25 protein-coding genes are annotated in these 20,589 nt (G+C 64.9%); 16 read left to right on the top strand and 9 right to left on the bottom strand.

The window, feature by feature from the left end:
- Positions 1-110 precede the first annotated feature (110 nt).
- Positions 111-2,189: a M13 family metallopeptidase gene (locus ACUXST_RS11550; protein ID WP_458390137.1), complete on the top strand. Its 2,079-nt coding sequence runs from the start codon at positions 111-113 to the stop codon at positions 2,187-2,189.
- 514 nt (positions 2,190-2,703) lie between these two features.
- Positions 2,704-3,198 (top strand): hypothetical protein, encoded by a 495-nt coding sequence (locus ACUXST_RS11545; RefSeq protein ID WP_458390136.1) that lies wholly within the window; start codon positions 2,704-2,706, stop codon positions 3,196-3,198.
- A gap of 30 nt (positions 3,199-3,228) precedes the next feature.
- Here the strand turns inward: ACUXST_RS11545 and ACUXST_RS11540 are convergent, their stop codons facing one another.
- Positions 3,229-4,380: an acyl-CoA dehydrogenase family protein gene (locus ACUXST_RS11540; protein ID WP_458390135.1), complete on the bottom strand. Its 1,152-nt coding sequence runs from the start codon at positions 4,378-4,380 to the stop codon at positions 3,229-3,231.
- Positions 4,381-4,497: 117 nt separating this feature from the next.
- Between ACUXST_RS11540 and ACUXST_RS11535 the strand changes: the two genes are divergently transcribed.
- Together ACUXST_RS11535 and ACUXST_RS11530 are read left to right on the top strand one after the other, a co-directional pair.
- The gene (locus ACUXST_RS11535; RefSeq protein WP_458390134.1) at positions 4,498-5,691 is read left to right on the top strand and encodes an acetyl-CoA C-acyltransferase; all 1,194 of its coding nucleotides are present in this window, start codon (positions 4,498-4,500) and stop codon (positions 5,689-5,691) included.
- 62 nt (positions 5,692-5,753) lie between these two features.
- The gene (locus ACUXST_RS11530; protein ID WP_458390133.1) at positions 5,754-6,131 is read left to right on the top strand and encodes a hypothetical protein; all 378 of its coding nucleotides are present in this window, start codon (positions 5,754-5,756) and stop codon (positions 6,129-6,131) included.
- A gap of 10 nt (positions 6,132-6,141) precedes the next feature.
- On the opposite strand, the gene ACUXST_RS11525 is transcribed toward ACUXST_RS11530, so the two are convergent.
- Positions 6,142-6,420, bottom strand: coding sequence for a hypothetical protein (locus ACUXST_RS11525; RefSeq protein WP_458390132.1), 279 nt, complete (start codon positions 6,418-6,420; stop codon positions 6,142-6,144).
- Positions 6,421-6,458: 38 nt separating this feature from the next.
- Between ACUXST_RS11525 and ACUXST_RS11520 the strand changes: the two genes are divergently transcribed.
- A complete protein-coding gene (locus ACUXST_RS11520; protein ID WP_458390131.1) occupies positions 6,459-6,974 on the top strand; it encodes a hemerythrin domain-containing protein in 516 nt (171 codons plus the stop codon).
- A 164-nt stretch (positions 6,975-7,138) separates the two neighbouring features.
- Positions 7,139-7,297 (top strand): hypothetical protein, encoded by a 159-nt coding sequence (locus ACUXST_RS11515; protein WP_458390130.1) that lies wholly within the window; start codon positions 7,139-7,141, stop codon positions 7,295-7,297.
- Positions 7,298-7,308: 11 nt separating this feature from the next.
- Here ACUXST_RS11515 and ACUXST_RS11510 read toward each other — a convergent pair whose 3' ends face one another.
- Positions 7,309-8,574 (bottom strand): L,D-transpeptidase family protein, encoded by a 1,266-nt coding sequence (locus ACUXST_RS11510; RefSeq protein WP_458390129.1) that lies wholly within the window; start codon positions 8,572-8,574, stop codon positions 7,309-7,311.
- 247 nt (positions 8,575-8,821) lie between these two features.
- Complete coding sequence (locus tag ACUXST_RS11505; protein WP_458390128.1) at positions 8,822-9,373, bottom strand: L,D-transpeptidase family protein; 552 nt, start codon at positions 9,371-9,373, stop codon at positions 8,822-8,824.
- 278 nt (positions 9,374-9,651) lie between these two features.
- Between ACUXST_RS11505 and ACUXST_RS11500 the strand changes: the two genes are divergently transcribed.
- Complete coding sequence (locus ACUXST_RS11500) at positions 9,652-10,488, top strand: formate/nitrite transporter family protein (RefSeq protein WP_458390127.1); 837 nt, start codon at positions 9,652-9,654, stop codon at positions 10,486-10,488.
- Positions 10,489-10,517: 29 nt separating this feature from the next.
- Here ACUXST_RS11500 and ACUXST_RS11495 read toward each other — a convergent pair whose 3' ends face one another.
- Positions 10,518-10,676: a hypothetical protein gene (locus ACUXST_RS11495; protein ID WP_458390126.1), complete on the bottom strand. Its 159-nt coding sequence runs from the start codon at positions 10,674-10,676 to the stop codon at positions 10,518-10,520.
- Positions 10,677-10,863: 187 nt separating this feature from the next.
- Between ACUXST_RS11495 and ACUXST_RS11490 the strand changes: the two genes are divergently transcribed.
- Both ACUXST_RS11490 and ACUXST_RS11485 read left to right on the top strand, forming a co-directional pair.
- The gene (locus ACUXST_RS11490) at positions 10,864-11,826 is read left to right on the top strand and encodes a manganese catalase family protein (protein ID WP_458390125.1); all 963 of its coding nucleotides are present in this window, start codon (positions 10,864-10,866) and stop codon (positions 11,824-11,826) included.
- Positions 11,823-12,044 (top strand): hypothetical protein, encoded by a 222-nt coding sequence (locus ACUXST_RS11485; protein ID WP_458390124.1) that lies wholly within the window; start codon positions 11,823-11,825, stop codon positions 12,042-12,044. The genes ACUXST_RS11490 and ACUXST_RS11485 overlap by 4 nt, the downstream gene beginning before the upstream one ends.
- Positions 12,045-12,111: 67 nt before the next feature.
- Here ACUXST_RS11485 and ACUXST_RS11480 read toward each other — a convergent pair whose 3' ends face one another.
- Complete coding sequence (locus ACUXST_RS11480) at positions 12,112-12,846, bottom strand: DUF72 domain-containing protein (protein WP_458390123.1); 735 nt, start codon at positions 12,844-12,846, stop codon at positions 12,112-12,114.
- A gap of 21 nt (positions 12,847-12,867) precedes the next feature.
- Positions 12,868-15,222, bottom strand: a complete 2,355-nt coding sequence (locus ACUXST_RS11475) for an ATP-dependent helicase (protein WP_458390122.1) — start codon at positions 15,220-15,222, stop codon at positions 12,868-12,870.
- An 890-nt stretch (positions 15,223-16,112) separates the two neighbouring features.
- On the opposite strand from ACUXST_RS11475, the gene ACUXST_RS11470 reads away from it, so the two are divergent.
- From ACUXST_RS11470 to ACUXST_RS11455, 4 genes are all read left to right on the top strand, one after another.
- The gene (locus ACUXST_RS11470; protein ID WP_458390121.1) at positions 16,113-16,649 is read left to right on the top strand and encodes a hypothetical protein; all 537 of its coding nucleotides are present in this window, start codon (positions 16,113-16,115) and stop codon (positions 16,647-16,649) included.
- A gap of 128 nt (positions 16,650-16,777) precedes the next feature.
- Positions 16,778-17,014 (top strand): DUF6894 family protein, encoded by a 237-nt coding sequence (locus tag ACUXST_RS11465; protein ID WP_458390120.1) that lies wholly within the window; start codon positions 16,778-16,780, stop codon positions 17,012-17,014.
- Positions 17,015-17,111: 97 nt separating this feature from the next.
- On the top strand, positions 17,112-17,363 hold the full coding sequence (locus ACUXST_RS11460) for a DUF6894 family protein (protein WP_458390119.1): 252 nt from the start codon (positions 17,112-17,114) through the stop codon (positions 17,361-17,363).
- A 141-nt stretch (positions 17,364-17,504) separates the two neighbouring features.
- Complete coding sequence (locus tag ACUXST_RS11455) at positions 17,505-17,807, top strand: hypothetical protein (protein WP_458390118.1); 303 nt, start codon at positions 17,505-17,507, stop codon at positions 17,805-17,807.
- Between the two features lie 9 nt (positions 17,808-17,816).
- Here ACUXST_RS11455 and ACUXST_RS11450 read toward each other — a convergent pair whose 3' ends face one another.
- Together ACUXST_RS11450 and ACUXST_RS11445 are read right to left on the bottom strand one after the other, a co-directional pair.
- Positions 17,817-18,035 carry a hypothetical protein gene (locus tag ACUXST_RS11450; RefSeq protein ID WP_458390117.1) on the bottom strand — a complete coding sequence of 73 codons (219 nt, stop codon included), beginning with the start codon at positions 18,033-18,035 and terminating at the stop codon, positions 17,817-17,819.
- Positions 18,032-18,199, bottom strand: a complete 168-nt coding sequence (locus tag ACUXST_RS11445) for a hypothetical protein (protein ID WP_458390116.1) — start codon at positions 18,197-18,199, stop codon at positions 18,032-18,034. Before ACUXST_RS11445 ends, ACUXST_RS11450 begins: the two co-directional genes overlap by 4 nt.
- A 52-nt stretch (positions 18,200-18,251) precedes the next feature.
- On the opposite strand from ACUXST_RS11445, the gene ACUXST_RS11440 reads away from it, so the two are divergent.
- From ACUXST_RS11440 to ACUXST_RS11430, 3 genes are all read left to right on the top strand, one after another.
- Positions 18,252-18,539: a hypothetical protein gene (locus ACUXST_RS11440; protein ID WP_458390115.1), complete on the top strand. Its 288-nt coding sequence runs from the start codon at positions 18,252-18,254 to the stop codon at positions 18,537-18,539.
- A gap of 106 nt (positions 18,540-18,645) precedes the next feature.
- The gene (locus ACUXST_RS11435; protein WP_458390114.1) at positions 18,646-19,179 is read left to right on the top strand and encodes a hypothetical protein; all 534 of its coding nucleotides are present in this window, start codon (positions 18,646-18,648) and stop codon (positions 19,177-19,179) included.
- Complete coding sequence (locus ACUXST_RS11430; RefSeq protein ID WP_458390113.1) at positions 19,176-20,510, top strand: terminase large subunit domain-containing protein; 1,335 nt, start codon at positions 19,176-19,178, stop codon at positions 20,508-20,510. The genes ACUXST_RS11435 and ACUXST_RS11430 overlap by 4 nt, the downstream gene beginning before the upstream one ends.
- Positions 20,511-20,589: the final 79 nt, after the last annotated feature.

Below are 20,589 nucleotides of genomic sequence, written 5' to 3'. Positions count from 1 at the left end.
TCGTCCGTTAGTCGAAAAGCCGTCCCGTTCGCCTAGCGATTGCAACATTGATTGCAAAGCGCCGCCCATGGTCGCAGGGCGCTAGCCGAACAACTATGGAGAAGCCGCAGATGAATCGTTCAGGCCTATTGATCGTCGCATCGGCAATCGCGCTGTCCGCATGCAACACGCAGCAGGACGGCAACGCGAGCGCTCCGGCGCAGGCGCAGGGCAACGGCCTCGGCATCAATCCGGCGTGGATGGACAAGTCGGTGAAACCCGGCGACGATTTCTTCAGCTACGCCGACGGCACCTGGGTCAAGAATACGGAGATCCCGGCTGACCGCTCGCGGATCGGCGGCTTCTACATCGCGGACCAGGTGCGCGAGAAGAACACGCGCGAGCTGTTCGACAACATCATCAAATCGAACCCGACCAGCGGCAACGACGCGCTGATTGCCAATTACTACAAGGCGTACGTCAACACCGACGCGATCGACCGCGCCGGGATGGCTCCGGCGAAGGGGGACCTCGACGCAATTAACGGCATCGCCGACAAGCGCGCGCTCAGCGCCGCAATCGGCAGCACCTTGCGCGCCGACACCGATCCGCTGAACTCCACCAACTTCCGCACCGAGAACCTGTTCGGCATCTTCGTGACGCAGGGCCTTGCAACTCCGGGCGAGCAGCTCCCCTACATCATGCAGGGCGGCATCGGCCTTCCGGACGCGCAATATTACCTCGGCGGCGATCCGAAGATGGCGAACACGCTCGGCAAGTACCGGACGTACGTGCAGACTGTCCTGCAGAACGCCGGCTACGCCGACCCGCAGGGCGCCACCAACCGCATCATGGACCTCGAGACGAAGATCGCGAAGGCGCACGAGCCGCGCGAGCAGAGCGAGGACTTCGCGACTGGCGCCCAGGTCTGGACGCGCCAGCAGCTCGAGCAAAAGGCGCCGGGGCTCGACTGGGGCGCGCTTCTGAACGCCGCGCAGCTCGGCAGCGTGCAGAAGTTCGATGCCTACCATTTCGCGGCGATCCCGAAGCTTGCCGCGCTGGTGGGATCGGAGCCGCTGCAGAACTGGAAGGACTGGCTTGCCTTCCACACGCTGAACCAGCGCGCCAACGTGCTTCCCAAGCCGATCCGCGATGCGAGCTTCGCCTTCTACGGGACCGAGCTGTCGGGTACCCCGCAGCAGCGGCCGCGCGACGCACTCGCGTTGAACGCGACCAGCAACGCGCTTCAGGACGCGGTCGGCAAGGCCTATGTCGACAAGTATTTCCCGGCGACGTCGAAGGCCCAAATCCAGACCATCGTCGACAATCTCAAGGCCGCCTTCGCTCGCCGTGTTCAGGCGATCGGGTGGATGAGCCCGCCGACCAAGCAGGAAGCCTTGAAGAAGGTCGAGAACATCGTCGTCGGCGTCGGCTACCCCGACACCTGGCGCGACTATTCGGGCCTGCAGATCACGGCCGATAACGCCTATGCCAACCAGAAGAACGCCAGCCTCGCGGAATATCGCTACCAGATCAGCAAGATCGGCAAGCCTATGGACCGCAAGGAGTGGTGGATGCCGCCGCAGCTTGTGAACGCCGTCAATCTGCCGGTGCAGAACGCGCTCAACTTCCCGGCCGCGATCCTGGTGAAGCCCTTCTTCGATCCTAGTGCGGACCCGGCGTTCAACTACGGCGCGATCGGTGCCACGATCGGCCACGAGATCAGCCACAGCTTCGACACGGGCGGCGCACTGTTCGATGCGTCGGGCGCGATGCGCAACTGGTGGACTCCGGCGGACTTCAAGCACTTCCAGAGCCAGGCCGACCTGCTCGCCAGGCAGTTCGACCAGTATGAAGCGCTGCCCGGGCTGCACGTGAACGGCAAGCTGACCGTCAACGAGAATATCGCTGACGTCGCAGGACTCGGCGCCGCTTACGACGCCTACAAAGCGTCGCTGAACGGCAAGCCCGCGCCGGTCATCAACGGCTATACCGGCGATCAGCGCTTCTTCCTGGCGTTCGGCCAGTCATGGTCGGTGAAGACCCGGCCCGAAACGCTGCGCCAGATCGTGCTCACCAACGGCCACGCGCCGGAGCAGTTCAGGGCGCAGACGGTGCGCAACATCGACGCCTGGTATCCGGCGTTCAACGTGCAGCCGGGGCAGAAGCTGTACCTGGCGCCGAACCAGCGTGTGAAGATCTGGGGCTAAGCGACTTTCCTTTGGTTTCAGGAACGGATGCAAGGGTGGGTGGCAGCGAACGGGCTTGATGCGTGTGAGGATCAACTTTACCTCATCTCAAGAGTAACTCCCTTACAGCGTCATCATGGCGGTCAAACGTGGTCCAATGCCGGTCAGCCAAGCACTGATCTTGCTGGCCGTGCTGATCCTTCTTGTTGCCTCTGGGCTGACGCAGTGGAGCTGCGCATCGGGACCCCTCCCGCGGCCGTCGAGTCAGGCATTCAATAATCTCGTCTGCCCAAGCGTGCCGCAAGGCCCGCCTGAGAGGGTGCCTCGCTACCTCGTCCTGATTTCGAGGCTGATGTTCCTTTGGTTCCTTGGTGCCGGAACCCTGGTTTTGGGTTTGGCGCTTTACCTCCGTGATGCGCTCGGGCGTTATGCGGAGAACCGCCAAGGTCGGTGGGTTGTGAAACACGACAGCGGCGACCGAAGTTTGGTCCCGCACGGCACAAGCGACCCTCGCGTCGAGAGCCTGATCAGGAGCATGCGGCCTTCTAGCGTCCTGCTCGAATTATCCACTCGGCGGGCGACCTATGAGCAGCACTTTTCGGATGGGAGGATCGTCTTCGAAATCTATCTCGATCGTACGCGGGCCATGCCGACCGAGACAGAGATGGACGAGCTGCTCGCCAAGAGAGCGGAAATCCAGCGGCTCTGTGAAGCCGACGAGCGGTTCATCAGTGCGGCTAAGCGCCTCGCGCGCGCCGGCGTTCGGCTTGAGTTTGGCGGCCAAGGCGACGCATGTGGGTCATTCAACGTCCTTCGGCTCCGGGGCAGCGTGAAGGCGCTGAACGCATTGGAACGTCTGGCCGCCGCCGACGCCAGGATCCCCAAGGCGGAACGGGCCGCGGCCGCCGAACGGTTCCAAATCTTCTTGCGGAGGAACTATGGCGCGGATTGGAAGGCTAACCGGGAACGTTACCTGGACGTAGGCGGCTCACCCTACGCCGACCCCGCCACTTGGCCGAGAAGCACATAATGCCTGCTGTCGTCCGATCCGCTCGGCCCCTCAGCTACCAACCAACTCCCGCCCGATGAGCATCCGCCTGATCTCGTTCGTGCCCGCGCCGATGTCGAGCAGCTTGGCGTCGCGGTAGTAGCGTTCGACCGGCCAGTCCTTGGTGTAGCCGGCGCCGCCGAGCGCCTGGACAGCTTCGTTGGCGACCTTCACGGCATTTTCGGATGCCAGCAGGATCGCTCCGGCTGCATCGAAGCGGGTGGTCTTGCCGGCATCGCAGGAGCGGGCGACCTGGTACACGTAGGCGCGTGACGAATTGAGCGCGACGTACATGTCGGCGATCTTGGCCTGCATCAACTGGAAGCTGCCGATGGCTTTGCCGAACTGCTTGCGCTCGCGGACGTAGGGCAGGACGACGTCGAGGCACGCCTGCATGATGCCGATCTGGATTCCGGCGAGTACGGTACGCTCGTAGTCGAGGCCGCTCATCAGCACTTCGACGCCCTTGTTTTCCTCGCCGAGCACGTTCTCGGGCGGGACGAAGCAATCGTCGAATACCAGTTCGTTCGTCGGGCTGCCGCGCATTCCGAGCTTGTCGATCTTCTGCCCGATCGAGAACCCTTCCATGCCCTTTTCGACGAGAAACGCGGTGATCCCGCGGCTGCCCTCGCCGGTCTTGGCGTAAACCACGAGCGTGTCGGCGTAGGCACCGTTGGTGATCCAGAACTTGGTGCCGTTGAGGCGGTAGCCGTTGCCGCTCTTTTCGGCCTTGAGCTTCATGCCGACGACGTCGCTGCCGGCGCCGGCTTCGCTCATCGCCAGCGCGCCGACATGCTCGCCGCTGATCAGCTTGGGCAGGAAACGCTGCTTCTGCTCCGGGTTCGCCCAGCGGCGGATCTGGTTGACGCAGAGGTTGGAGTGAGCGCCGTAGCTAAGACCGACGGAAGCGGAGCCACGGGCGACTTCCTCCTGCGCGACGACATGCTCGAGGTAACCAAGGCCAAGCCCCCCGTCTGCCTCGTCGACCGTGATGCCGTGGAGGCCGAGCTCGCCCATCTGCGGCCAGAGAGCGCGCGGGAACTCGTCTTTCTCGTCGATCTCCGCGGCGATCGGCGCGATCTTCTCGCGCGCGAAGCGCTCGGTCGTTTCGCGGATCGCTTCGGCCATCTCGCCGAGTTCGAAATCGAGCGCCGGCTCGGACATTTTCAGGTCTCCTGTTCGGGGCGGCGCTAGCAGACGCCTCGCGGTTTGAACAAGGCGAGCCGAATCCTTATGTGCGCTGCAACATCACCTCGCACGACGAACCCTGGAGCTGCACCGATGGCCACCACCGCATCCGACCCGACCGTCATCCTTTCGATCGCCCGCACGCCGATGGGCGCCATGCAGGGCGCGCTTGCCGACGCGTCGGCGACGGACCTCGGCGCGACGGCAGTGAAGGCGGCTGTCGAGCGGGCGGGAGTCTCCGGCGAGGACATCGACCGCATCTACATGGGTTGCGTGCTGCCGGCCGGTCTCGGCCAGGCACCCGCTCGCCAGGCGGCTCTCAAGGCCGGACTGCCGAAATCGGTCCAGGCGACGACGGTGAACAAGGTTTGCGGATCGGGAATGCAGACGGTGATCATGGGCGACGAGGCGCTGCGGACCGGCAATGCCGACGTGATCGTCGCGGGCGGCATGGAGTCGATGACCAACGCGCCGTACCTGCTGAAGAAGCACCGCTCGGGCGCGCGCATCGGCCATGACGTGGCGTATGATCACATGTTCCTAGACGGCCTGGAAGACGCGTACGAGGAAGGCCGCGCGATGGGCAGCTTCGCCCAGTGCACCGCCGACGAATATCAGCTCACGCGCCAGCAGATGGACGATTACGCGATCGAGAGCCTGCGCCGCGCCAAGGACGCGATCGACAAGGGCGGCTTCGGGGATGAGATCGTGCCCGTCACCATCAAGTCGCGCAGCGGCGAGACGATCGTCGACACCGACGAGGCGCCCGGCCGGGGCCGGCCCGACAAGATCCCGCAGCTCAAGCCCGCCTTCAGCAAGGAAGGGACGATCACTGCAGCCACCAGTTCTTCGATCTCGGACGGTGCCGCCGCGGTGGTTCTGACGCGTGAATCCACGGCTCGGGAAAAAGGGCTTGAGCCCGTCGGCCGGATCATCGCGACGGCAGCGCACGCGCAGGAGCCGGCGCAGTTCACGGTCGCGCCGATCGGGGCGATCCACAAGGTGCTGGAGAAGGCTGGCTGGAAGGCCGGCGAGGTCGACTTGTGGGAGGTCAACGAGGCGTTTGCCTGTGTCGCCATGTTCGCGATGAAGGACCTCGGCATCCCGCACGAGAAGATCAACATCCACGGCGGCGCGACGGCGCTCGGTCACCCGATCGGCGCCAGCGGAACGCGGATCATCGTGACCCTCGTCAATGCGCTGAAGCAGAAGGGCGCAAAGCGCGGCATCGCGAGCCTGTGCATCGGCGGCGGCGAAGCAACTGCGGTGGCGGTGGAACTCGTCTAGTCGACTCGCAGGGCCGGCCAGTTGGTGCTAGTCGTGCTCCCCTACGACAGGGGAGATAAGCTATGCGACTGACGATCGGTCTTGCTGCTGCTACCGCGCTGTGCGCCGCCACAATCACCGTTGCCGCTCCGGCCGCTTCGAAGTTCCAGCTGACGAAGACCAACTGGAGCTTCACCGGCAAGGACGGGACGAAGGTCGTCGAGTCTATCGACGCTGACGGGAACTACAGTTCCTACACCGCCGCGGGGAAGCATCTCGACCATGGCACGGCGGTGATCAAGGGCGGCAAGGCCTGCTTCACCAGCCTGATGACGAAGGACGGCGAGACCTGCTGGACGACCCGGCCGGTCAAGGTCGGCGAGGCGATGAAGACGGTCAGCAGCAAGGGCGACAAACTGACTGTCACGCGCGAGGCCTACAAGCCCTTCGACACGGAGTAGGTCCGCCCCTTCAGCTCGACCGGGCTTCGGCCTTGGTGCGCTTCATCTCGCGGCGCTGGTGAAGGTGCGCCTTGTAGCGGAAGGCCATGCCGAGGATCGACGTCGCCATGCCGGCGATGAGCACCGGTACGTGCCAGTGCGGGTCGGTCGGCTTGGGCCACGCGACGGTGCCCAGCAGGATGACGCTGGCGATTGAAACGAGGTAGCCGGCTGCCTTCAAGTCGAAGCCCGCAACAGCGGCTTTTGTGACAGTTTCGTGACGCATCTGGCCAAGGAACATCCAAGGCACGGCGTTGGTTTCCTTCGCCAAAGAAGGAGTGCTGTTTCATGGCCGAGACCAAATCCCAGGACGGAATCACCCTGCTCAAGGAAGACCATCGAACGGTCGAGAAACTGTTCAAGGAATTCGAGAGCGCAAAGGGCGACGGCCGCAAGGAAAAGCTGGCCCGCCAGATCTGCCTCGAACTGACGGTCCACACGGCACTCGAAGAGGAAATCTTTTATCCGGCCTGCAAGGGCAAGGTTGAAGAAGACCTGCTGAAGGAAAGCTTCGTCGAGCATGACGCGGCCAAGCTGTTGATCGCCGAGATCGAGTCCGGCAACGGCAAGACCGACGAATATTTCGACTCCAAGGTAAAGGTGCTCCAGGAAGAGATCGAGCATCACGTCGAGGAAGAGGAGCAGGCCGGCAAGGGCCTCTTCGCGCAGGCGCGGAAGGCCGACATCGACACTAAGGCGCTTGGCGAGCAGATGGCCGCGCGCAAGGAAGAGCTGATGCAGACCTATGCCGCGACCGGACTGCCGCAGCCGGAGCTGACGACCATGGACGAGGTCCAGATCTAGGCTCACGAAGATTTGAGTTACCGCTTTGGGCGCGGATCAGGCGATGGCCGGATTCGCGCCCGAACTGCGTTTCTGGTAGATGCAGGGCAGGGCGAACCGACCGACACAAGCCACTCGCCTGGGCAGCCCCACAGCTGCCGCTTGTCCTACGCGGGGGCTCCAAGATGAGCTACGAGGACCAGGTCTATCACCGACTGCGCGCCGAGCAGTGCCGGAGCATGTCGGAACATGCCTCGGACCCGGAAGTGCGCCGCCGCCACGAGGAGCTTGCGCGGCTTCATGCCGGGCGCGTCATGACAGCGGAGGAACTCAGCCCGAGCTGAGCCTGGGTGGCTTAGTGAAGCGCGACCATCCGTGCGCCCGCATTCTCCTGCGAGTCGCGGCCATAGATGTCGTCCACCAGCGTCAGCTGGCCGCCGTCCGCGTGGGCGGTGAGATAAGTCACGAACACCGGCACCGGCTTGGGCAGGAAGACGCGCTGCTCCGGTTCGTCCGATGCGACCGATGGCTCGCGGCCCATCAGCCAGCGGCCGAGGCGGTTTGCGTCCTCGAGCCGGATGCAACCATTGCTCAGGTCGCGCTGGCTCTTCGCGAACAGCTCCTTCTCCGGAGAGTCGTGGAGGTAGATGCCCGACTTGTTCGGGAAGGCGAACTTCACTTCGCCCATCGAGTTGGCTGGTCCAGGCAGCTGGCGCACGCGGATCGTCGCCTTGCCTTGTGCGACCGCCTTCCAGTCGACATCCGTCGCGTCGACCGGCTGCGCATCGTCGCCGAAACCGCTGAGCAGCTCGTAGTGATGCACCTTCAGGTAATTGACGCCCTGCGCGAGAACGCGCGGCGCGATCAGCTTCTGCACCAGGTCGCCGGGCACGTTCCAATAGGGATTGAGCGTGGCGGCGTAGATGGCGCTGGCGAGCATCGGAGTCTGGCTGCCGGGCTTGCCGACGATCACCTTCATCGAGTCGGCAACTTGGCCGTTGTCGATCATCCACAGCCGAGCCGTCGCCGCGTCGACGAGAACGAACCGGCCGCGCGACGGGAGCACCCTGGCGCGATCGAGGCTTGCAAGGACGCGTGCGTCGGGGGCCGTCCCTGTCGACTGCAGCTGCTGCAGCGCGATGTCGCGCAGCGAGGCATAGAAGGGGTTCACGTCGGAGACGCTCCGCACATGGTCGGCAAGTGACGGCGCGGCGGCGGCCAGCTGCAGGATCGTCGCGGGCGTCTGGGTGCGCGGGCGGACCCAATTGTCCTCGTAAGTCATGCCGGCTGCGGGGCGCTGAAGTGCCTGGACATAGTGCACCCATGCGGTTGAAAGCAGACGATCTGCCTGGCCTGCCGCCGACGGGTCGCCCGCCTGAGCCCGGGAGAGGAGGGCCTGCGCTTCGGCGGCAAACGCCGGTCCGCTGGCGAAGCCGTCGACCGGTGCGCGCTGGAGAACGGACATCAGCGCCGTTGCCGCCGGGCTGGCCGCGCCCTGGGTCAGCCACAGGGCTGCGTTTTTGCGGGAAGCGTAGTATGCGTCGACCGCCGGGTCCGACGTCATGGCGCCACTCGCCAGTGCCGGAACCTCGGGAGTCGCGGTTGCCGCGAAAGCGGGCACAGAAATAACGCTCAGCGCCGCACAGGCGACGCCCGCAAGTAGCCGGTTTATCACGGTCGAAACCTTTGTTGATCAGTGTCTTGCCGGATAAACGTCCAGATGCACTGCGGGTTCAAAAAAGTTATTGCATGTTCTTGACAGAACGCGCGGAACCAATTCGCACCCTGAAAATCGAACGCTTGTGAGTCGGAGCTTTTGGCATGCCGGGCCGCACTGTGGCGGCCCGGCGGCTCAACGGAGCGGGGGCTTACGCTCCGACGTAGACAGGTGTCCCGATCTGGGTCTGTGAGTAGAGCTTCTTGGCGAAAGCGGTCGGCAGGTGAACGCAGCCGTGGCTCACCGGCATGCCCGGGATCGAGCCGGCATGCAGCGCAATGCCGGCCGGATCGAAGAACTGCGCGAAGGGCATCGCCGCGTTGTCGTACTTCTTCGAGCGGTAGAACGGCGTCTTGTTCAGAACCGAAAAGATACCGGTCGGGGTGGGCTTGCTGTCGCGGCCGCTCGACACCGTCGATGCGGCGATCAGCGTATCACCCTTATAGAAGTAGGCCATCTGGTCGGACAGGCTGACGATCACCCGTTCCGGCCCGGAGGCCTCGACGTCACGCCAGAGGTACTGGCCGGGCTTCAGGACCTTCGGCCCGAAGGCGTCCATCATGTCCATGCGCGCCTGGGCTGCGGCGTCGCTGGCTTCCATTTTGGCTTCGTAGGTTTCGAGCGCGAAAGCGGGAGTGGAGGCGACGGTTGTCGCAAGTACGCACGATCCCGTCAGCGCAAGCGCAATGGCTAGCTGCTTCATTTTACACCTGAATTTACTGTTGACTTTTGCTGCGAAAATGCACGCCGTCCGATTCGGGTTCCCGCTATTTTCGGTTTGCGGCTCGAAAAACCCAACTTAGGTCAACATTCCGGGTCGGTGACGATCGACCGAAAGTCTCATGCCCTCAGTAATTTACGTGTTCGGTGCTCTCCTGCGACTCGGCCGGCGACTCGAAGCAAAAAACGCTTCGAGATCTCTGTTCCTGCTGTGAACGCCTCCGTCGGCGGTGCGTTCGAGCGGAAAAGGGAGAAAGCGAAATGTCCGACCGCGAGGAGATCGTTGAACACGAACGGCAGGTTTCGCCGCTGTCCAACCAGGAGATCAGCGAGGCGGACGAGCGATCCAGCACCAGCGCCAAGGTCGTTCACGAAGCAATCCGTCTCGAAGGCACCGAAGAGCTGGAGCGGCCGAACTCGTCGATCATCTGGTCGGGGGTCGCGGCCGGACTGACCATGGGTTGTTCGATGCTCGGCCAGGGCATCTTGCGCTCGAGCCTTCCCGACGCGCCGTGGCGCGAGCTTGTCGCCGCATTCGGCTACAGCCTCGGGTTCCTGTTCGTCACCATGGGGCGGCAGCAGCTGTTTACCGAGACGACGCTGACGGTGATGTTGCCGGTGCTGCACAAGACGCACCGCGTTCGAGACGTGGCGCGCTACTGGACCCTCGTCTTCGTCGCGAACATCGTCGCTACGCTGCTGTTCGCCGCTGCGGCAACGATCCCGCACCTGTTCCGCCCTGATGCGGTGCATGCATTCACAGAACTGGGCGTGAAAGCTGCGGAGCCCGGCTTCCTTGGAGTGCTGGTGAAGGGCGTCTTCGCCGGCTGGCTGATCGCGTTGATGGTCTGGCTGATGCCGGCGGCATCCTCCGCCAAGTTTGTGGTCATCGTCGCTGTGACCTGGTTGATCTCGGTCGGGGAGTTCAGCCACGTAATCGCCGGTTCCATCGAGACTGGCTTTGCGGCGATGCAGGGCGCGATCGGCTGGGACAGCTATGCGCTCGGTTTCTTGCTTCCGGCGCTAATCGGCAATTCCATCGGCGGCGTCGTCTTTGTCGCGCTGCTCAACCATGCCCAGGTCAAGGAAGAGGTCTGAAGTGGCGCGCTTCAGCTGACTGGGGCGACTTATGGGCCGCCGATCGGGCTCATCTTCACGACCCCGCTGGCGAGCAGGATGATCGCGATCACGAGCAGGGCGATCAGGATTCCGAAGAAAGCCTTGAACCCTCCGGACGTGCTCCGTTGAGGTGAGTCTTCGCGTGTTTCAATGTCGTCGTTCGCCATGCCATTCTCCTGGCAGCCTTGAGCGACCGATGCGCGCACCGGTTCCGACTGCAGTTTACGTGCTTGATGCGGGATCGGGCCGGTACCGGAGCGATAAGAACCATAAGCCGCGCGGCAGCCCGAAGGAACGTTAGCGCGTCGCGCCGCGTCTGAGTCCTGTACTCCCGACAAGTCAGGACTCGCCAAAATGTTCATGCACAACAAGCGCTTACAGTATACCGTCCGGGTTTCTGAAGCGAACCCCAAGCTCGCTTCGCTGCTGCTCGAGCAGTTCGGCGGAGCTGACGGCGAACTCGCCGCCGCGATGCGATACTTCACGCAGGCGCTCGCCGAGGAAGATCCGGGCCGTAAGGACATGCTGCTCGACATCGCCACCGAGGAACTGAGCCACCTCGAAGTGATCGGTTCGATCGTCGCCATGCTCAACAAGGGCGCCAAGGCGCAGCTGACCGAGCAGCAGGCAAGCGAGGCGGACCTGTACCAGATGGTCGGCGCGAGCGGCACCAGCGCCAAGGAATCGCTGCTGTTCGGCGGCGGCGTTCCGTTGATGGATTCCGCCGGCGTCCCCTGGACTGCGGCTTACGTCGACAGCCGGTCGGAGCCGACTGTCGATCTTCGCTCGAACATTGCCGCGGAAGCGCGCGCGAAGATCGTCTACGAGCGGCTGATCGGGATCACCGACGACCCCGGCATCAAGGAAGCGCTCGGCTTCCTGATGACGCGCGAGATTGCGCACCAGAAGTCGTTCGAGAAGGCGCTCTACTCGATCGAGGACAACTTCCCGCCGGGCAAACTTCCGGGCGTCGAGAAATACGCCAACATGTACGTCAACACGTCGCAGGGCGAAGGCGACATGCGTGGCCCTTGGAACAGCGGCGAGCAGTGGGTGGTCGTCGACGACCTCAACGAAGTGCTGCCGGCCGATGCGGGCGGTGATGGCACCGCCTCGGTCGAGCTTGGGCCGGTCGATGCAGCAGCGATGCAGAAGATGATGTTTCGCCTGAAGTCGGACACCACCTCCGACCCCGTGACGGGCGTCGATCTCGGAGCCGGCCCGGGTGCAGGGAAGACGACGGAGCACGACCATGGTGGAGCGCCGGACATCCACGCGGCGCCCGCGGTTGCCGATGCCGTCGAGCCGGCGGAATGAGCCGCCGATCAGTGGCGCGGTCGGTGGACCTCCCGGCGCCTGGGCTCGTGGCAGGCGGCGTGCTGGTGGTTGGCGGGCTGCTCGCCGGCCTCGCTTTCCCCAAGCTGCTGACCTCCGGACGTCGCGCGGCCAAGGCAGTCATTGGCGAGACCTTCACCAGCGGTGTGCCCGGCCAGGGCGCGTCGCGCGCTGACCCTGCCAACGGGCGACCTGCATAGAAGTCTGGATGTGCGGCCCGACCCCATGTGGGTCGCCGTCCTTCACTCAACGCGAGAACGGTGCGGCTCACGTGCCCGCGAGCTTGAGACGCGCTGTTCGGATGAGCGTGAGTGCGTCGCCTGCAGCGGCTGACGACGCCGTGTTGTCGAAGATGCACCAGGTTTCGCGCTTCCGTGCTTCGTCGGTCAACTGCGCCGCGTAGCTGGTGATGCGGTCGCTGTAGCTCGACCGGTATTTCACTGGCGATCCGTGGAGGCGCCAGTAGCTGAGGCCTCGCCAACCGCCCGGCCGCTCGGCGCCGTCGCAGCAGGCGGGATCGGCAGCGACTCGGGCCACGTGCAGCGTGGTGAGGTGCTGATCGGCGTCCGGCGTGAACCAGCTCCCGTTGCGGGGCTCGCACGCGACTGGCGTTTCGCTCCGGGCGGCGAGCTCGGCGAAGAAGGTCTCCGCCATCGCAGCATCGTAGGCGAGCTTGGGCGGGAGCTGCACGAGCAGCACCGCGAGCTTCGGGCCGAGCGGCGCAACCTCTTCAATGAATTGGCCCAGCAAGTCCGCGCAGTCCCGTAGCTTCAGCTGGTGCGTGATGGTTTTCGGTATCTTCGCCGAGAATCGGAAGTCGGCCGGCACGTTTTCGGCCCAGCGCTCCCAAGTCGAGCGCCGATGGGAGCGGTGGAACGAGCTGTTGATCTCCGCGACGGGAAAGCGGCTCGCGTAGCGTTCGAGTCCGGAGCCTTGGGCGGCGAACTCTGCAGCCGCGTCTCGCGGGATGCTCCAGCCCGCAGTGCCGATGTTGAGCCTCATGCCGCCTGAACGCTGGGCGGCCTAAGTCGACGCACTCACGAAGCTGTCGAGGACCTTCTTGCGGCCGGCGTGCTCGAAGTCGATTTCGAGCTTGTTGCCCTCCATGGCGGCGATGGTGCCGTAGCCGAACTTGCCGTGGAACACGCGCTGGCCGAGCGTCAGGTCGGTGCGGCCCTGGTTGCCGAGGCTGACGGCGGAAGCACGCGCTTCGATGACGCGCTGCGGCTCCGGATTGTAGGCGCCGCCGCGGCTTGCGCGCTGCCAGCCGGGCCCGCGGGTGCTGGCGCGGTTGGACTGGGCTGCAGCGAGGTGGGCGAAGGGGTCGCCGCGCTCCGACCATTGGGCGCGCCACAGGCTCTCGCCACCCGTCATCGTGGTCTCTTCGTCGATGTGCGCCTTGGGCAGCTCGGCTATGAAGCGCGACGGTATGGAGCTCGTCCACTGACCGTAGATGCGGCGGTTGGCGGCGTGGATGATAGTGCAGCGGCGCCGCGCGCGGGTGATCGCGACATAGGCGAGCCGGCGCTCTTCCTCGAGGCTTGCGAGGCCACCTTCGTCCATCGCCCGCTGCGACGGGAACACGCCTTCTTCCCAGCCGGGCAGATAGACGGTGTCGAACTCGAGGCCCTTGGCGCCGTGGATCGTCATGATGGTGACCCGGTCGCCGTCGCGCGCGTCGTCATTGTCCATGACAAGGCTGACGTGCTCGAGGAAGGCGCCGAGGTTCTCATACTCTTCCATCGCGCGGGTGAGTTCGGCGAGGTTTTCGAGGCGGCCGGCGCTTTCGGCCGAGCGGTCGGCCTGGAGCATCGCGGTGTAGCCGGACTCTTCGAGGACGATGCGGGCGAGCTCGGGGTGAGGCAGGGTGCCGCCGCCGGTCGGCTGTGCGGGCAGGCTTTCGTCCCCCGGCAGAGCGAGTGAGGCGCCATGCGCCATGCCGCGCCAGCGGGCGACGTCGGCGACGAAGCGCCCGAGGCTGCGGCGGGCCTGCGGAGTCAACTCGTCGCTGTCGAGCATCTGCGCGGAGGCGAAGAGCAGCGGGAGCTGGGTAGCGCGGGCGTGGCGGTGGATTGTAGCGATCGCCTTGTCGCCAAGACCGCGCTTGGGCTGGTTGACGATGCGTTCGAAGGCGAGGTCGTCGGCCGGCTGGGCGATCAGGCGCAAGTAGGCAATGGCGTCGCGGATCTCGGCGCGCTCGTAGAAGCGGAAGCCGCCGATGATCTGGTAGTTGAGCCCGATCGCGATGAAGCGCTCTTCGAACTCGCGGGTCTGGAACTGTGCGCGGACCAGGATGCCGACGTCGGAGAGCGGCCTGCCGCGGGCGACGGCGCTTTCGATCTCCTCGCCGATCCGGCGTGCCTCCTCGGGGCCGTCCCAGACGCCGATGACGCGAACCTTGTCGCCGTCGCCGCGGTCGGTCCACAGCGTCTTGCCGAGCCGGCCGGCGTTCTGGGCGATGAGCCCGTCGGCGGCGGCGAGGATGTGGCTGGTGGAACGATAGTTCTGTTCGAGGCGGACAATGGTGGCGCCGGGGAAGTCTTTCTCGAAACGCAGGATGTTGGCCACTTCGGCGCCGCGCCATGAGTAGATCGACTGGTCGTCGTCGCCGACGCAGCACAGGTTGCGGCGCGGTTCGGCGAGCAGCCGAAGCCACTCGTACTGGCCCTGGTTGGTGTCCTGATATTCGTCGACGAGGATGTAGCGGAAGCGGTCGCGATAGGCTTCGAGCACGTCGGGCTGGGTCCGGAAGATGACCAGCATGTGGAGCAGCAGGTCGCCGAAGTCGGAGGCGTTGAGCGTCTTCAGCCGCTGCTGATACTGGCCGTAGAGTTCGGCACCGCGGCCGGCGGCAAAGCCCTCGGACTCACCGGCGTCGACCTGCGCGGGAGTCCAGCCGCGGTTCTTCCAGCGGTCGATGAGGCCGGCCAGCTGGCGCGCCGGCCAGCGCTTCTCGTCGAGGTTGGCCGCGGCGATCAGCTGCTTGAGGACGCGGAGCTGGTCGTCGGTGTCGAGGATGGTGAAATTGGACTGCAGGCCGACAAGCTCGGCGTGAGAGCGGAGCATTTTCGCCGCCACGGAGTGGAAGGTGCCGAGCCAGGGCATGCCCTCGAGCGCGCCGCCGGACAGCCGCCCGACCCGCTCGCGCATTTCCCGAGCCGCCTTGTTCGTGAAGGTAACGCTGAGAATCTGGCTGGGCCGAGCGCGGCGGGTGGCGATCAGGTGGGCGAGGCGGGCGGTCAGCGCGGCGGTCTTCCCGGTGCCGGCCCCGGCAAGGACGAGGACCGGCCCTTCGGTGGTCAGCACGGCCTCGCGCTGGGGCGGGTTCAGGCCCTGCAGATAGGCGGGCTCGTCGGTCAGCAGCGGGGATTCGGGCACGCGTCTGAGGTAAGGCGAGGAGAACGGAACGGCAACCGAACGCAGGCGATTCGCGGGCCCCACGCAGGGTTCCAACGGTTGTTACCAGTATCCCCGTTATCCACAGTCCTCGCACAGAATTTTTTGCTTCCCCGACTCGGGGGACAAGCGCATTGTCATCAGGTGATCGGGACGGCGGTCCCAGCCTCTTCGGAAGGCCGGAAACGGCAAGATGGGGCGGCAGGTGACCAAAGGTCCGATCTCCGCCGGCAGGTAATGTGAAAGCTCCTTGGAGTGGACACGGGGCCAGTCGGTAAGAGGCGCCGGAAGAGTGGATCTTCCTCAAGCGCGACGCGGCTGCAAACGGTCTTCGGATCGGGAGGAGCAAAGCGGGACGCGAGAGGGATCGACCCAAGAAGGGCCGCGGAACGTCGGACGGTTTTGGCCGGGAATTGAACTCGCAAGAGTTCAGGACCCAAGCGCCAGGCTGGACAGGTCGAAAATCGAGGCAATCCTCCGGGTTGCCGAGAACGGTAGACCGGTCGAGCTCTTCCTTCGGGAGGGAGTTGTCGGATGAGAAGCGACGCCTGAGCTGGTGAGCCAGGATCGAGAAGTGGGGCCAAAACTCTTTCGGGAGCGGGGCCAAGGCTAGCGAACACCGGCATATCCTTCGCTCGGCGCAGTGGGGGCTGGCAGCAATGCCGGCCCCCATTTCTGTTGGGGCCTGAGCTCCCGTGATTTGCGGCAACACAATCGCCTCTCCTGCCAAGCGCCGATCGGTTCCCGAAAAGAGGCCCGCGACACTCCACAAATGTTTCGTCCCGGCCGCGGGACCAAAAGCTACATTGCGCGTTGGGCGGGCAGGTGGCGGCAGCGATCAAGCTGTCGGAGCGGGCGCGAAGGACGATGCGATGTTCGACCTGCTTGCTGCGCTTACGCTCGCGCCGGTGGTGCCTGCGGCAACCAACGCCCAACTTCCGGCCGCCCCGTGGTGGGAGCGGATCACCATGACGATGAACGCGGACGGCCAGCCGCAGGGATGCTCCTACACGTCGAGCACCGCGGCGGCGTCCAGCGATTGCACCGCGGAGAACACCGAAACCGGCGCGACGTCATCCGGCGAGCATAGCGCGAGCAAAGGCGGCAAGCTGACGCGGATCACCTACGAGCGACGCTTCACCCCGGGCGCCACGCCGGCAGCCGCGGATGCCGAGGTGCAGGCCGGGGATACGCTGCTCGGCCGTGAAGTGCTCGCGCTTGCAATCGACGGGCACGGCAGCGTCCGCAACTGCAAGGTGGTGGCGCGGTCCGGAGACGTGATGGTCGACTACGGCTGTGCCGAAGCGCAGGCCGAGCGGTTCCAGGCGAGCGCATCGCGCGGCGACGCGGTGCAGCGCCAGGGTTACATGACGGTCCTCATCTACGGACATGACGAGCACGTCGCCTGACGCCGAGCATGACTTACATCAACATAAGCCGAGCGGATTTCTGGTAGGGACTGCCTATCGGTAGCTTCCGCTCGGCTGTTGCCGACTGAGAGACAAACTTGCGCTCCCGCCCAGCGAGGAGTTGCCTGATGCCGCGATACTTTTTTCACTATGTCGACGGAACGGACGTCCTGCTGGACCCGGAGGGCGTCGAGATCGCTGACGCCGAGATCCCGGAAGACGTGCTCTGGCAGGCGCGCTCAATCATCGCGGGGGATGCGATGGCCGGCGAGATCAACCTGAACTGCTCGATCGAGGTCAAGGACGAGGGCGGCAGACTGGTTCACCGGCTGCCGTTTGAAGAGGCGGTGACCATCATCCAATAGTCCGCGGCTTTCTCGCCCAAACATCGGAAAATTCACGCACAAATCGCTCGCACCGGACCGACTCATCGGTTAGATGTGTCGGGAAGGCGACAAACAAATGCCCCGCTATCATTTCAACGTCGACGACGATCAATCACACCGCAACGAGGAGGGCGTTGAGCTGCCTTCCCTTGCCGAGGCCAAGTGCCAAGCGGTGCGCTATGCGGGCAACCTGATCTGCGATCGTAGCGGCGATTTCTGGGACCGAGGTGAGTTCGCGATGACTGTTACCGACGAGAACGGGCTGATGCTGTTTTCGCTTCAGTTCATCGGCACCGATGCTCCAGCCATCCGGAGCTCCGCCGCCTAGCTGGCCCGCAACGGCACTCACAAGTTCAACTGACCCAAGTTACTGAAATAACGAGCTGAATTTGCGCCTCCGACTGCGGTAAGTTAGTGTTTAGACACGGTAAACGGGCGATTGAGACTCCTGAACACGGGGAGTGCGATCATGCTTGAGAATCATAGCTGGGACGGAAAACAGTTCAGTAGTGGCAGCGGCCTTACCGCTGACGTCGAGTATCACCTGCGCCGGGCGCGGTGCGAGCGCGACATTGCATATCGCACGCCGGAAGGCCCGGCTGCGGACGCGCACATGAAGTTGTCTGCATTGCACTTGCAACGGGCATTGGAGCTGCAGGAAGTTCGCCGTGGCCTGCTTGCCGTGGTGCAGCCATTCCGCCAGCGTCAGACTGTCCGGCCGAGGACCTTCACGGCGCCGGGGCAGGTCGTCCACCTCCCGTCGGTGCGATAACCGAAAGGCTCAGGCTTCTCCCGGGCGAGGACCGTCCCGGTTTGGATGAGGCATGCCGTCCATGTGGGGGCGTTGCTCCCGCTCGGCTTCGAGACGCTTGATGTCCATTGCGCCTTCGTCGGCCATCTGGCGGAGGATGGCGATGGCGCGGGGATCGTTGATGTAAGCTGCAATTCGGCGGCACTGCTCGACGCGGGCACGCATACGCTCGATCGGATCGTCACTCATGGTGGGGCGTTTAACGCGACGATCCGCTTACCTTCAATGATGTCGATTAATGGGCTGCCGCTCAATTTGCACGTTCTGTCCATGTTCGGGACGAGCGGCTCGCGCCGGCTGGAAAGGCGGCGTTCAGCAGTCGCGGCCCAGCTTTCCGGCATGAGGATATTCATTGCCGCTGCAAGCCTGGGGGTTGTCGCATTTCCAGCGCACGCAACCGGCAGCATGATCTGCCGCACCGCTGGAGTCCGGCCAATCGAGCTGGGGCTGGTCATCAGCCACACGGCGGTTCCTGCCGTGATCTCGGCGCGACTGCGCGAAGGGACACGCGACGTGCCCGTGCAAGTTGCGCAATCCTGGCTGGAAGCAAGCGAGCTGAGGCTCGATCTCGTCGATCCGAATGCCGTCCGTCACGAGCTGCGGCTTCGCACGAAACGCGCCGGCCGCACCTATGACGGCACGCTCTGGCGCGCGGGCAAGCAGCGCTGGGTGCGCTGCCGTGGCGACGGGTGAACGCGCGCAATGAACCAGATAGGCGAAATTGTTGTTGACAGCGTGACACTGTTTGGTTAGACGGTAGGAACAATGACGAATTGCGAGTCGGGCCGGCACCTTCGGGGTGTTCCGGCCCGATTTCGTTGGCGAGGAGGGTGATGTGGCGCGAGGGAAGGAGCTGACGCTGGTCGGCGCGCGCACGCGGCGATTGCAGAAGCGGGCGCCGCGGGACTGGTCGAAGGCGAAGGCGCGGGCGTTCCTGAGCGTGCTGGTGGATACCTGCAACGTCAGCGAGGCCTGCCGCCAGAGCGGCGTGCCGATGACGGTCGCCTATCGGCAGCGCAAGATGGATGCCGGCTTCCGCGCGGCATGGGCTGAAGCGATCGCGGTTGCTTACCAGCGGCTGGAGCTGGTGCTGCTGGAGCGGGCGTTCAACGGGACCGAGAAGCTGCTGACCCGGCGCGACGGCAGCGAAGAGCGCATGCGCGAATATTCCAACCAGCTTGGTTTGCAACTGCTGAAAATGCACCGCGACACGGCGGTCGAAGCGAGCACCGAGCTGCCGCCGAGCGACGTCGAGGAAATCCGCGAGCGCCTGATCCAGAAGATCCGGCGGCTGAAGGAGCGCAGGGAAGCGCAGGCGGCCGCGCAGGCATGAGCCGGGAAGGCTGGCTTGGGCAGGTAGACCTGCTGGTAGGCGCGGACGCGAGCGACCAGGAGCGCACCATCCGTCAATTGAGCGCGATGGACGCCCTGATGCTCGACGCCGACTTCGAGACCTGGGCGCACGACAACCAGCTCGAGCCGACGAGCAAGGGCTGGAGCACCTGGTTGATGATGGCCGGGCGCGGGTTCGGCAAGACACGGGCCGGATCGGAATGGATCTTCCGGCTCGGTGAGGGAAAGCCGGGGGTGCGGATCGCACTGGTCGGAGCGACGATGGGAGATGCGCGGACGATCATGGTGGAAGGCGTCAGCGGACTGATCGGGGTGGCTGCGCGGTACGGGCGGCGGCTGATCTGGGAGCCGAGCCTTGGCCGGCTGAGCTGGCCGAACGGCAGCGTGGCGCAGCTGTTCTCCGGCGACCACGCCGACGGGCTGCGCGGGCCCGAACATGATTTCGCCTGGTGCGACGAGCTCGCCAAGTGGGGGCAGGCGCAAGAGGCGTGGGACAATCTGCAGTTCGCGATGCGGCGCGGGCCGCGGCCCCGGGTGCTGGTAACGACGACTCCGCGGCCGATGCCGCTGCTCAAGACTATCGAGGAGCGCGCGACGACCGTGACGACGCGCGGGCGGACGAGCGACAACATCAACGTGGACGAGAAGGTGATCGCGTTGCTGACGGCGACTTACGGCGGGACGCGCCTGGGGCGGCAGGAGCTGGACGGCGAGCTGCTGACGGATGTCGAGGGCGCGCTGTGGACTCAGGAGATGTTCGCGCGGTCGCGGGTGGCCGCGTCGGCAGCGCAGGCGATCACGTTCGACCGGATCGCCGTCGGTGTCGATCCGCCGGCCGGCGAGAAAGCCGCGTCGGATGCGTGCGGGATCGTGGTTGCGGGGTCGAGCGAGGGGAAGCTCTACGTGCTCGAGGATGCGACGGTGCAGGGCTTGTCGCCCGAGGGCTGGTCGAGCCGGGTGGCGGCGGCCGCGGCGCGCTGGGGCGCCGGGCTGGTGGTTGCTGAAGCGAACAACGGCGGCGCGATGGTGGCAAGCGTGCTCAAGGCCGCGGAGCTCGAAGTGAAGGTGCGGTTGGTCCATGCGACCAAGGGCAAGAGCGCGCGCGCCGAGCCGATCGCGTTGAAGTTCGAAACCGGGAGGGCGTTCCTGGCGGGTAGCTTTCCGCAGCTGGAAGCGGAGCTTGGCGGGATCATCGCGGGCGGCGGTTACGCGGGGCCAGGCCGGTCGCCGGACCGCGCGGATGCGATGGTGTGGGCGATGACGGTGCTCGGCGAGACGAGGAGCGGCGTACCGCGGGTAGCGCGGCTGTGAGCGGAAAAATGTCGGCTTGTCGACACGGCACCCAATGCGGTGGTAGAGGGTGGCTTCGGTTCCTGAGCGAGGGGGTTCG

It is taken from the genome of Sphingomonas sp. F9_3S_D5_B_2 (assembly GCF_054263715.1).
This window is presented reverse-complemented; position numbering and strand designations above follow the sequence as displayed.